Raw genomic sequence first — 13,177 nt, 5'->3', positions numbered from 1 at the left:
CTAAAAAAACATTAACCATTTTTATGGCTTACGGCAAGCTCTGAAGCCCATGTTATATGACCGGCTGGTAGGATTAGAGGTAACCTGCGAGCGGTCGGAAGTGCGGCAATATGAGGTGCCGTCAATCCAGCTTCCACCACGCATTCCCCAATGCCTCACATAAGTTGTTGTAACTTCTGAGTTTGAATAGTTGGATGTTTGCGACCATGAGGCAATGTCACAGTTTCCGTTACTGTTCAATGCGCCATCACCATTAGAACCATTAAAAAGTGTCGGATATCCACTATAAAAATTGTAGCTAACCATGAGTAATTCAGCCAAATTACCGGACAGCTCCATTACACCATAATAGGATGCGCCTGATTGTGTCCGTTGGTTGGAGGCCCATCCTTTGGCAGCAAATATTCCGCAACGCAAAGGGCCGCTGTTATAGGGTGAACCATATTGGCAATTAGCCGTGCTGCTTAATGGGTTTGCAATTCCTTCGGAAACCGTGCCGTCGTTCGTAAGCGCAGTTGAAACGTAGTTGATAGTAGTATTGCCCCAGGCATATTCCAGATTCACCGGGAAGATAGGAATTGGAGTTCCTGTATTATCGCATCCCCTGCTTGCTTTTTCGTATTCCAGCTCTGTCATAGGCCTGAGCGCCGCCCAGTCGGCGTAAGCCGCGGCATCTGCTCCATTCAGGTAGCTTTGTGCACGATCGCCACTTATGCCGCCATATAAAACAGCATCGTCATTCACCTGTCCACTCCAGCTGAAGCTATTCCTGTAACTTCCGGTATTTCCTAAATTCCGATTATTTAAAATCGTGAGATTTTTTGGAAGCGTATTGAAAAAATCAACGTACTGTTTTTGAGAAACCTCATATTTCATCAGATAAAAAGCCGCGTATCCTTTTGGAAAGCTTGATGGTATTGTATAGCCGCCCGAATAATTGGGGTCATATACCTGATCAGAGTTACCATAGGTGCTGCTGCAAACCGTTATGGCCGCTTCACTAATTACTTTATAAGGCAGATTATTCCCGGTGTTGTTAATTTTATAGCCGTATCCTGAAGGTGCCAGACTCACATTACCATCACCGATAAAAAACGGACCTGCCGGGATATAAACCATTTCAACGGCAAATACCTGAACCTGAAGGTTCGCGGCATCAGCAACACCATCGGTTCCGTAATTCCATCTGAGTATTACATCAGATAAATTAATATTGCCGGTACCGTCGGCTGAGCGGTACAGAAAAACTCCTTTACCATCAGAGGTTGGTGAAAAAGTCATGTTTGTTCCATTGTTATTACCAATAGAATGGTCTGTTGAAGTGGTTGAAAGTGTCGCATGTGCCCAGTTTCCGCCCTGTACTTTGTATTTCACAAAAATCCAGGCGGCATCCCAGTTCGCCGGTCCCGCACTCATGCGCCATGAGTTATCCCACGTAAGATTGAACTTTACACCCGTGTATTTTGGCGAAGCACCTGTATTTTGCCCCGTACAGGTAGCATTGCTCACAATGATGTTATTCGCGTTTACCTGCAGTGCAAGCATCAGGATCACTGCTAAAAAACCAAACTTTTTCATCTTCAAGACTTATTTATGATTATTAAATTAATTTCCATTCAATTAATGTATCACCAGATACATGCTTTCTATGCTGCCTGATGTAACAAACCTAACGAGATAAATTCCTCGGGCAAGACCTGTCTGATCAAGTGTATAAAATTCCAAATTGCTGATATTATCTTCAAAAATCAGTTCACCCAATTCGTTGAACAGGCTGATATGATATGCTGTATTCGCCGGCAATATAAAATTAAACAAGCCGTTTCCGGGATTCGGATATACCTGTATTGTACGGTGTCCGTCCGAAGATTCCATTCCTGTGCAGGCATCAACAATTGTAATCAAAGTATCGGCAACAGTGCAGCTATTCGTGTCCGTATAAGTATAAACAATATTAAAAGTACCAAGTCCGGCGCTTACCGGATTAAAGGAACTGCCTGTGATACCAACACCACTAAAAACGCCGCCGACCGGATTTCCTGTAAGGATGCTCGGCAAACTACCGGAGCAATATAAAGAGTCGAGTCCCGAAAAACTCACAACAGGAATTGTGTTTACAAAAATGCTTCCTGTGTCGTTTGCGCTGCAGCCATTACCATCAGTGTAAACATAGTAAACCGTGTTTATTCCAAAATTTGCATTTGCCGGATAAAACAATCCACCCACAATGCCCGTTCCACTGTAAGTTCCGCCCGGAGGGCTGCCACCTGTAAGCGAAAACGGGATTTGATTTTTACAAACCGGATTGAAGGTCCCCATAGTTACAACCGGCAAACCATTGATTGTGACAGTGGCAGTGTCGCTGCCCAAACATCCGTAACCATCATTATAAGAATAAATAATTGTATGTGTTCCCGTTTGAGCAATACCCGGAAAAAGTGAATCGTTGACAACTCCATAACCGGAATACGTGCCACCAGCAGGAGAGCCTCCGCTTAATGCGAATGGTGCAGCATCAATGCATACCGGAGTAAATGCGGCAAGATTAACCACAATTTGAGATGTAACCGTCAGCGTGCTGCTGTCGGAGCTGGCACAACCATTTCCATCGGTATATGAGTAATAAATGGTATTGACACCCAAAGGCGCCAAAAACGGATAGAAAACGCCTGAGTTAACTCCGTTGCCACTGTATGTCCCTCCCGCAGGCGAACCGCCGTTCAACGGAACCGGCGCAGCGTTAACGCATATCTGCGAAATTGTTGTCAAGTTCACATTGGGAAGCGGATTTACGGTAATGGTTGTCGTATCTTTACCTGTGCAACCGAACCCATTGGTATAGGTATAGATTACCTGATGCGTACCTGCCTGTGCAACTGCCGGGCTGAATACATTGGCAACAATACCCGGACCACTGTAATAACCACCCGAAGGCAGTCCGCCACTGAGTGTAAATGGCGCTGCTGTTATGCAAACAGTCGGCAATGCCGACACGGTAACTGTTGACTGCGCATTTACCGTGATGAAGCTGGTTGCCTGCCCCGTGCAGCCATTGTTATCGGTGTAGGAATAGGTAATGGCATGAGTACCGGCCTGAGCAATTGCAGGATAAAAATATCCTCCAACCACACCCGGCCCGCTGTACGTACCGCCAATCGGTTGCCCGCCGCTTAGCGCAAATGGTGATGCTCCGGTGCAAACAGAGGATAATAAGCCCATTGTTACCACGGGCAAACTATTCACGGTAATACTACCGCTGCTGCTTCCTGAGCAACCATAGCTATCCGTAAAATTATAGATAATCTGATGCGTGCCGACTTGTGCCACCGAAGGATTGAAAATATTATTGCTTACACCTGTTCCGGAATAATTACCTCCCGACGGGTTACCTGAAGTTAGTGCAAACGGTGTTGCATTCAAACAAACAGGCGCCATCGAGGTAATCGAAACCGTAGGTTGCAAATGAACTGTGATTGTTGAAGTATCATTGCCGGAACAACCGTTACCATCTGTATAATTGTAATAAATATTATGAGTGCCGGCACCTGCAACGGATGGGTTGAAATTTCCTCCGATAACACCTGTGCCCGTGTAGACTCCACCTAAGGGAGTTGCGCCTGTCAGTGCAAATGGTGTTGCTGAAATACAAACATCCGCGAAAACCGGAATATTCACAACCGGCAGCGGATTCACCGTTATGGTTGCTGTGTCAGATGCGGAACAATTGCTTCCATTTGTAAAAGAATAAATAATGGCGTGCGTTCCTGAATTCGCGATTGCCGGATAGAAGACACCTCCAACAACACCCGGTCCACTGTAAGTTCCGCCCGAAGGCTGCCCACCGGTAAGTGCAAACGGCGAAGCGCTTACACAAACTGATGATAAGGCGGCCAGACTTACAACAGGAAGAGCATTCACGGTGATACTGCCGGTATCACTTCCCTGACAGCCCAAACCATTTGTATAGGAATAGATAATTTGATGTACCCCCGCTTGTGCCACGGCGGGGTAGAAAGTACCGCCCACAATACCGGCACCTGAATAAGTTCCACCTGACGGACTGCCTGAGTTAAGAATAAAAGGTGCCGCGTTCAGGCAGACAGCAGTCATTGGCGCAATGCTGACAATGGGTTGACTCAGCACATTTATCGTCGAAGTATCATTTCCGGAACAGCCATTGCCATCCGTATAATGATAGTAGATATTATGCGTTCCCGCACCTGCTAGACCCGGAGAAAAATTACCTCCGCCAACACCGGTACCACTATAGGTCCCTCCAGAGGGTGTCGCACCTGTAAGTGCATACGGAGCGGCTGTTATGCAAACATCGGGGTAAACAGGAATGTTTACTACAGGAAGCGTATTGACCGTTACCAGTGAAGTATCGGAAGCAGCGCATCCATTGCCATCGGTATAAGAATAGATAATATTATGTTGTCCTGACTGTGCAATGGCAGGATAAAAAACGCCTGTATTTACGCCTGTTCCGCTGTACACACCGCCGCCGGGAGTTGCACCGGTAAGAGTTACAGGGGCGGCATTGAGGCAGAATGGTCCAATCACTGGCATATTGACAACCGGAAGGGCATATACGGTAATGCTGCTTGTATCTGCTGATGTGCATGTATTTCCGTCAGTGTATGAATAGATGATGTTATGCGTTCCGGCCTGTGCAATGGCAGGATAGAAAACACCTGTATTCACTCCGGTACCGCTGTATGTTCCGCCTGAAGGCGAGCCACCCGTGAGGTTAACGGGAGCGGCGCTTTCGCAAAGCGGTGAAAGAGCCGAAAGGGTAACATTTGGTAGTGTATGAACCGTAACAATGTTGGTATCTTTAGCACTGCATCCGTTTCCATCGATATAGGTGTAAATTATCTGGTGCTGCCCTGCATGCGCAAGGCTGGGATAAAAATATCCAAACAGAACACCTAAACCGCCATAGTTGCCGCCGGCAGGCGATCCTTGCGTAAGATGCAAGGGTGTTCCATTATCGCATACAGCGGGGAATGATGACAATGTTACGACAGGCTGGGCATTCACAGTTATAGTGTTGGTATCACTGCCAGAACAGCCGAAGCCATCGGTATAGGTATAAATTATTGAATGCTGACCCAGTCCGGCAACAGCAGGGGAAAAAACGCCTGCAACAACTCCGGCACCAGCGTATGTGCCTCCAGCAGGCGATCCGCCGGTTAACGTAAATGGTGCCGAATTAATGCATCGTGACGGCAAATTGCTCAGTGATACGCCAGCCAGTGTTCCAGCCGTGAGTGTTGCCGCATTCGACGACATCGCACAGGGCGTTAAAATAAAACACTTATACTGGTTATTGGTCATACCGGGACTGACGGGTGAAATCGTAAGCGTTGCGGTATTGACTCCGGAGTATGGCGAAGTATTGCTCAGATTATTCCATGTGCTGCCGCCGTTTGTACTTTCAGCCCACTGATAGGTTAATCCGCCACCGCTTACGCTGAAAGTAAATGTGGCAGTTTGATTCACACAACTTGTAACATTCGACGGTTGCGACAGCACATTTAAACCGCCGGTATTCACAACTACAGGGAACGACCAGGCAGAACATCCATTCAGATTTGTAATCTGAACGACATATGTACCTGAAGATGTCACAGTGTAAGTTGAAGCGTTTGCACCTGAAATATTGCTGCCATTCTGTATCCACTGATACGTAACACCTGCTGTTGACTGAAGTGTAACTGACTGTCCGCCGCAAATAGAAACAGGTCCAGAAGGTGATATCACTGGATCAATTCCACTCAAAGGCATTGTAAAACAACTCGCGTGAGAGGCCCATCCGTCACCGGCACCCCCTGTATTGTATGCTGCCGTAACCGGAACAGCATTTCCGCCGGACGTGAAATTCACAGGGCATCCGCCTCCGGCAACACCTGCGACTTTATAATAATAAGTTGTACCTTGATTAATTCCTGTATGAGCATAGCTAATGGTTGTCAATCCGCTTACATCGGTATAGGGCGAAAAACCGGGATCAGTGCTCCATCGTAAAGTATAGGAAGTAAAATCAGTATTTTGATCCCAGAAAACAACATTGGATAGTTGTGATGCCGCAACTGTAAGCCCCGTAGGAGTAAGTGTCACAGAACCACCATTTAAATCAATCGTACAGCTTTTATAGTTTGAGTGGCCGTCGCCATTCGCCCCTGCCAGATGCGATTCGCCCACAGGCACCGCCGAGGTACTGTTTGAGAAACCAACCGGGCAACCGCCCGGAGCAACTGCAGTAACTTTGTAATAATAGGTTGTTCCGGCTGTAATGGGGGTGTGAACCCAACTAAGAGTGGTCAGTCCCGTTGCATCCGTATAGGGTGAAAATCCGGAGTTAGTACTCCAGCGAACAGTATATGAAGTAGCACCTGAAAACTGGTCCCAGTACAGCACATTAGAATTTAGAGAAGCTGCCGTTACCAGACCGGTAGGACCGGGAGTAAGACTTACCCCGTTCAAATCAATGAGGCATGAAAGATTCGCTGCATGACCATCGCCATTTGCACCCGTGAGATGTGCCTGTGTTACCGGAACAGCTGAAACTGGACTGGTATAACCCACAGGACAAGCGCCCGGCACTGCAGCCGTAACTTTGTAATAATACGTGGTGCCGGGTGTAAGACTATCATGCGCCCAGCTAATATTTGTAATACCTGTACGGTCAGTAAAAGGAGAGAACCCTGAATTGGTACTCCAGCGAACAGTATATGAAGTCGCACCATTCATCTGATCCCAGTATAGCATATTTTTTACGAGTGATGCTGCAACAACCAGATTGGTGGGGGCAGGTGTAATGCCTGTGCCGTTAAGGTCTATCATGCACGAGAGATAAGATGCATGTCCGTCACCGTTTGCACCTGTCAGATGAGCCTCTGTTACCGGCACTGCTGAAACCGATGGAGAAAATCCCACAGGACATCCTCCGGGTACTACTGCTGTAACTTTATAATAATATGTTGAGCCCGGAGTCAGTCCTGTGTGCACCCAGCTAAGCGTAGTCAGACCGGTAATATCCGTATAACTGCCAAAACCGGGATCGTTGCTCCACCTCACAGTATAAGTTGTTGCACCCTGCATAAAATCCCAGTAAAGAACGTTCCCGGAAAGGGAAGCAGCAACGTTTAAATTCACAGGAGCAGGAATAACGGCGTTTCCCTGAAGGTCAGACATGCAGGACAGATTTACGGCATGCCCGTCGCCATTTGCCCCGATGAGATGCGACATTGAAACCGGAGATGCCGTATCAGAATTGGTATATCCAACCGGGCAGGCACCTGTTATAATGGCAGTAACTTTATAATAATAATTGACACCGGGCGTCAGACTATCATGCACCCAACTCATATTGGTGATACCGCTTCGGTCGGTATACGTTGAAAATGAAGGATCATTACTCCAGCGAACCGTATAAGTTAATCCGCCCAACATAGGATCCCAATAAAGTACATTTTTTGATAATGAGGCCGCAACATTCAGATTGGTTGGTGACGGAATAAAGCCGGTTCCGTTCATATTCATAAAGCAACTTTGCTGCGCACTGTAGCCGTCGCCGTTACTCCCTGCAAACAAATTTGTAAGCGCCATAGGAGTAACCGACTGCTCGGCACAAAGCAAGGTATACTGGCCACCGCTAATCATCGCTCTGATAGCATAATAATAGGTAGTCCCCGGAGTGAGTCCTGTATGCACATATAATACACCGGCATCGGGCGTGCTTATTACATTGCTCGAAAGACTAACGCCGGGAGAGGTTTGCCAATAGATTTCATAATTGGTTACAACACCGCCGGTATATTTATCCCAGTAAAGGCGCACCTGACCAAAATCGGAAGCGGCAGAAAAACCTGTGACCGTTTGCCCTTTAATAAGAACAGGGAAAAGTATTAATACAATCAGAAGAAGTACCGCCCGTAGACGATATATATTGTTTTTTGTCATTGGCACTATCGTTTCAACCTTTGCAGAAACCGAATATAGACTGAATGTTTCTGTTTGATATTGCAGTATTTGGGTTTCAAAATTAAACATCTGCCGCTAATATTCCTAATGAATGTAAGAAAAGGTATAAATTTGCAACACATTACAATCACTATATATTTTGAATCTAATCCTGACATTTTTCTTTTTGTTTTTTATTTTTCTGGTGGGCATCATTCCTTTTCCGCTGCTATACCTGTTTTCTGATATCATAAGGCTGCTTCTTTCAAGGGTTTTCGGTTACCGTCGTGATGTGATGCGCGACAACCTGCGTAAGTGCTTCCCTACAGCAAATGATGCTGAGATTAATCAGATGCTGCGCGCTTCTTACGTAAACCTTACCGACATTCTTGTTGAGGGCATCAAAGCATTTATGATGACGAAAAAGCAGATAATACGCAGGCACCGGCTCATGAATCCGGAGTTACTACAACCGTATTTTGAAAAAGGACAAAGTATTATTGGTGTGACCGGTCATTACGGCAACTGGGAGTGGGGAAGCATTTCGGCAAGTCTCCAGATGCGTCAGCGCGTTCTGGGTTTTTACAAGCCACTCACCAATAAATATATCGATCGTTTTGTTCGCAACAGCAGATCAAAATCAGGGACAACGCTGGTTTCTATTTACGAAACGGCAGCTGTGTTTCGCCGTTACCGGGACGAAAACGTGGTATACCTGATGGCTGCAGACCAAAGCCCCACCAATCGGACAAAATCATACTGGGTAGAATTTCTGGGCAGAGACACTGCATTTTTGCATGGACCGGAAAATTACGCCCGCACCTATAATTATCCGGTTATTTATATTGATGTACAGCGCGCAAAACGCGGGTTTTACGAAATCTATCTTTCAGTACTCTGCGAAGATCCGTCAATACTCAAAGAAGGTGAACTTACAGCCTTGTATGCAAAAAAACTCGAATCGGTGATTCAAAAAAAACCGGAGAACTGGTTATGGTCACACCGTCGTTGGAAGATGAAACGCTAAACCGTTCTGTACATTTCCTCTATCAGATCAGCGTATTTTTCATTCACCATTTTTCGTTTGATTTTCAATGTGCTCGTAAGAATGCCGTTCTCAATAGAGAACAGCTCAGGCAGTAAAATAAACTTAACTACCCGCTCATGGGGAGCAAGCTCCTGCTGCAGCAAATTGAAACGTTCGGCCATTACCGCATACAGTTCCTTTGACTTAATAAGTTCAGGAATATCGGAAACTGACAATCCCAATTCTGCAGCCTTTATTTTTAATTTTTCAAATGAAGGCACAATAACAGCACTCACAAATTTACGTTTATCTCCAATGGCCACTATCTGTTCAACAAATGCATCCTGCCCAAGCAATAATTCAATTTTTTGTGGTGAAACATATTTGCCTGTTGAGGTCTTGAATAAATCTTTAATTCTGTCGTCCATATACAGAAATCCATCTTCGGTAACCCGTCCTTTATCGCCACTCATAAACCATCCATCGCGCAGTGAAGCCGCTGTTTCTTCAGGTTTCTTGTAATAGCCTCTGAAAACGGTTTTCCCCGAAATCATTATTTCATCACCTGCACCAATTTTAACAGACACCCCGGGCATAACACTTCCCACAGCATTAAAATCATAGATATCTTCTCTGAAACAGGCAACAGTTGCCGTGGTTTCGGTACAACCATATCCGTAGTTAACAAACAATCCTGTGCCATGAAAAAAGTGCAGTAAACCCGGTCTGATAGCAGCACCCGCGCAGGGCATAATCCGGATATTTCCGCCAAAAACCGAGCGAAGTTTTTTAAGTACGAGCTTATCCGCAATGGAATTCTTCATCTTCAGGCCGGCAGGAATAGGTTCCTTTTTACTCAGCAGCATGGCATGACGCATTCCTGTTTTTGTAGCCCAATGAAATATCGTTCTTTTGAATGCCGGCCATTTCAGCATTTCGGCTTCAATGCCTTCGTATGTCTTTTCAAAAAAGCGAGGCACAGTACACATCAGTGTAGGTTTCACAATAGGCAAAACATCAATTACGTGACGCGGATTTTCAAGAAAAAAGTTTATAACTCCTTTGCTAAGCAGATAGAGCGTCCATGTACGTTCAAAAATATGACTCAGTGGAAGAAAAGCAATAGACACATCTGTTTCGTATAAGTGCAGGCGTTGGTCGTGGTATCCGAAACAGCTTACGAAAGATTCCATGCCAAGCATTACCCCTTTGCCTTCGCCTGTTGTACCAGAAGTGTAAACGATAGTTGCCATATCATCAGCACGGAAATCTTCCTGAATTTTTTTCAGTTGATTTTTCAAATCAGATGTTGCGGAAATATTGATATACGTTTTAAGCGTAATAATGCGTTCATCTTTTATTTCAACACCGCCATCAAATACGATTACTTTGTTAAGTGAAACACAATGATCGAGCAACCAAAGCGAAATTTCAAGTTGTTCTTCATTGCCCGCAAACAGAAGCTGCATGCCTGTTTCATCAATAATATATTTTATTTGCTGCCTTGCTGATGTAGCCATAATGGGGACAACAACACCTCGAATACCAAATATGGCAAGGTCGGTGGTTGTCCAGTCGGGGCAGTTATGACTGTATATTCCGATGTTCGATTCAAAACCGAAACCGGCGTCTAAAAGCGCCATGGAAGTGAGCTCACACTGCTGCATCATAGCTGTCCAACCAATACTATTAACCTCGCCCGTATTTTTATTACGGTAACGAAAGACGTCCCGATTACCATATTTTTGTGCATTGGCTTTCACTATGGGAATTATATGTTCATTTATCATGAAATTTGCATATTTAGGGAGTTTCAGGGTACAAAGAGAAGCATTATTTCGGAAATTCAATCATTTTTTCTGTCAAACAAATTTTCATTCATGTTCCCTATAATCGTAACAGGCTGTCCAAAAATTTCGAGTCTCACGAATAATATTGTCTGTAGCCATTCAATTCGTATTTTTGCGAACAGTTCTACGGTGAATTTGAAATTCCACACATTCGTAAATTATGAAGGTTGATATTATTGGTGCAGGCGTTGCAGGTTTGTCGGCAGGTTGTTACCTGCAGATGAACGGCATCGGAACAACAATTTACGAAACCCAGCATCGTCCCGGTGGATTATGCACCAGCTGGACGCGCGGCGAATACACCTTCGATGGCTGTCTGCACTGGTTGCTGGGTTCGGGCAGCGCCAGTCCATTCTATAAATTATGGTCGGAATTGCTCGATATGGACAGCATCCGTTTTGTAAATCACGACCTTCGTGTCGATATCGGCACACGCGACCATGCAGATAAATACGGCGACAGGGTATTTCATCTTTATACCAACGTTAAACGGCTTGAAGCGTATATGCTGGATATTGCACCCGAGGATAAACGCTCCATCAAAAAATTCATTTCATCAATCCGCACTATTCAAAAATATGAGGTACCACCGGCAATAACTACGGCTCTTCAGATACAGCCCTGGTATAAAAAAATAGGCATGATTAAATTCCTGCCGATGTTGTTTTTTTTGATGCGATGGAATAAGATTACAAATTTTTCGTTTGCCGAAGAATTACAAAATCCATTTCTGAAAGAGAGTTTCCGGCTCTTGTTTGATGCGGAGAATACACATTTGCTTGTGATGACCATGCCTCTTGCTTTTTATGATCGTAATGGGGCAGGATACCCGCTTGGCGGCTCATTCGCTTTTGCAAAAAAAATTGAAGAGAAATATCTGGCTCTTGGCGGAAAAATTCATTACGGAAAGGCCGTACAAAAAATAATTACCGATAACGGCACAGCACAAGGATTGCTGCTCACCGATGGCACACAAACCAGGGCGGACATTGTGATTTCCGCTGCCGACTGGCATTTTACGTTATTCAAGGCACTCGAAGGAAAGTTTGTAAATAAAAAAATATTGCAGCTTGATAATCTTGAAAAATATAAAATTTACTACTCTGTTCTGTTAGTTTCCCTGGGTATCAACCGCTCAATAAATAACCTGCCGCATTTTTTCCGCTTTCCGCTTGAAAAAAATCTGGTATCGCCCGATGGCACAGTATATGAGCGGCTGGAGGCACACATTTATAACTATGACCCTACCCTTGCGCCTGAAGGCAAAACGGTGGTGGCGGCAAGTTTTTATACTACCAACGCAGCTTACTGGATAAACCTCCGCGAAACTGACCGCGAAAAATATAAAGAGGTTAAAGAAGCGTTTGCACGCGAAGTAACCGCATTGCTTGATAAAAAAATGGGCGACATAACAGCCCATGTTGAAGAATGCGACGTAGCCACTCCCGCCACCTACCACCGATATACTGGAAACAGGTTGGGCAGCGTACAGGGTTGGTTACCGGGCAAGAACATCGTAGAAATGTCGCAGGTGGAGATGGAACTTCCCGGGCTGAAGAATTTCTATTACGCCGGTCACTGGACACAGGTTGGTGGCGGGCTTCCTGTGGCGATAAAATCTGCTCGTGATGTTGCACAGGTAATCTGCCACCGCAACAAAATCAAGTTCAAAACACAGCTTTAAGAGGGCGCTTCGGCGCTTCGGCGCTTCGACAAGCTCAGCGACCGAAGTTCAGCGACCGAAGAATCCGTACCCTGAGCCTGTCGAAGGGTACATCGCAAGCGCTTCGGCGCTTCGACAAGCTCAGCGACCGAAGCTCAGCGACCAAAGTTTAGTGGGCGGATCGAAACGCCGGATTTTTAAAGTTAAAAAAAAAACGAAAACAAAAAAGAGATGAAGGGATTCATGTACATATTACTATGTTCAAACGGTAAATACTATACCGGCAGTACAAAAGACATAGAACGCAGATTGGAAGAACATCAAAAAGGAGAAGGTTCAAATTTTACAAAAAAGCATCTCCCGGTTGAATTAGTATATATTGAAATATTTCAAAGAATAGATGATGCTTTTTATAGAGAAAAACAGGTGCAAGGTTGGTCTCGTAGGAAAAAAGAAGCATTGATAAACAGCGAAAATAACAGGCTGCCTGAACTTTCCAAAAATTACACGCAATTTGGCAGAATTGAATAAACATTACATGGCAAGCGCTTCGGCGCTTCGGCGCTTCGACAAGCTCAGCGACCGAAGTTTAGTGACCGAAGTTCAGCGACCGAAGAATCCGTACCCTGAGCCTGTCGAAGGGTACATCGCAAGCGCTTCGGCGCTTCG

The 13,177-nt window shown here is 45.2% G+C and carries 6 protein-coding genes; 3 read left to right on the top strand and 3 right to left on the bottom strand.

All coding sequences use genetic code 11. From position 1 onward, the window contains the following. Positions 1-21: 21 nt before the first annotated feature. Positions 22-1,578: an SUMF1/EgtB/PvdO family nonheme iron enzyme gene (locus WCM76_01915; protein MEI6764365.1), complete on the bottom strand. Its 1,557-nt coding sequence runs from the start codon at positions 1,576-1,578 to the stop codon at positions 22-24. Positions 1,579-1,620: 42 nt separating this feature from the next. Continuing rightward, the gene (locus tag WCM76_01910; GenBank protein MEI6764364.1) at positions 1,621-7,968 is read right to left on the bottom strand and encodes a T9SS type A sorting domain-containing protein; all 6,348 of its coding nucleotides are present in this window, start codon (positions 7,966-7,968) and stop codon (positions 1,621-1,623) included. A 130-nt stretch (positions 7,969-8,098) separates the two neighbouring features. Here WCM76_01910 and WCM76_01905 point away from each other — a divergent pair, with 130 nt between their 5' ends. Then, complete coding sequence (locus WCM76_01905) at positions 8,099-8,995, top strand: lysophospholipid acyltransferase family protein (protein ID MEI6764363.1); 897 nt, start codon at positions 8,099-8,101, stop codon at positions 8,993-8,995. On the opposite strand, the gene WCM76_01900 is transcribed toward WCM76_01905, so the two are convergent. Continuing rightward, positions 8,992-10,785, bottom strand: coding sequence for a long-chain fatty acid--CoA ligase (locus WCM76_01900; protein ID MEI6764362.1), 1,794 nt, complete (start codon positions 10,783-10,785; stop codon positions 8,992-8,994). The two genes, WCM76_01905 and WCM76_01900, sit on opposite strands and share 4 nt — an antisense overlap. A gap of 220 nt (positions 10,786-11,005) precedes the next feature. Here WCM76_01900 and WCM76_01895 point away from each other — a divergent pair, with 220 nt between their 5' ends. Together WCM76_01895 and WCM76_01890 are read left to right on the top strand one after the other, a co-directional pair. Next, the gene (locus WCM76_01895; GenBank protein MEI6764361.1) at positions 11,006-12,529 is read left to right on the top strand and encodes an NAD(P)/FAD-dependent oxidoreductase; all 1,524 of its coding nucleotides are present in this window, start codon (positions 11,006-11,008) and stop codon (positions 12,527-12,529) included. A 210-nt stretch (positions 12,530-12,739) separates the two neighbouring features. Beyond that, positions 12,740-13,039 carry a GIY-YIG nuclease family protein gene (locus WCM76_01890; GenBank protein ID MEI6764360.1) on the top strand — a complete coding sequence of 100 codons (300 nt, stop codon included), beginning with the start codon at positions 12,740-12,742 and terminating at the stop codon, positions 13,037-13,039. Positions 13,040-13,177: the final 138 nt, after the last annotated feature.

This window comes from Bacteroidota bacterium (genome assembly GCA_037133915.1).
Lineage (GTDB): Bacteria > Bacteroidota > Bacteroidia > Bacteroidales > CAIWKO01 > JBAXND01.
This window is presented reverse-complemented; position numbering and strand designations above follow the sequence as displayed.

Excerpts from the sequence above, each read along its gene's own strand:
- WCM76_01915 (MEI6764365.1), bottom strand. The coding sequence starts at position 1,578 with ATGAAAAAGTTTGGTTTTTTAGCAGTGATCCTGATGCTTGCACTGCAG.
- WCM76_01910 (MEI6764364.1), bottom strand. The coding sequence starts at position 7,968 with ATGACAAAAAACAATATATATCGTCTACGGGCGGTACTTCTTCTGATT.
- WCM76_01900 (MEI6764362.1), bottom strand. The coding sequence starts at position 10,785 with ATGATAAATGAACATATAATTCCCATAGTGAAAGCCAATGCACAAAAA.
- WCM76_01895 (MEI6764361.1), top strand. The coding sequence starts at position 11,006 with ATGAAGGTTGATATTATTGGTGCAGGCGTTGCAGGTTTGTCGGCAGGT.
- WCM76_01890 (MEI6764360.1), top strand. The coding sequence starts at position 12,740 with ATGAAGGGATTCATGTACATATTACTATGTTCAAACGGTAAATACTAT.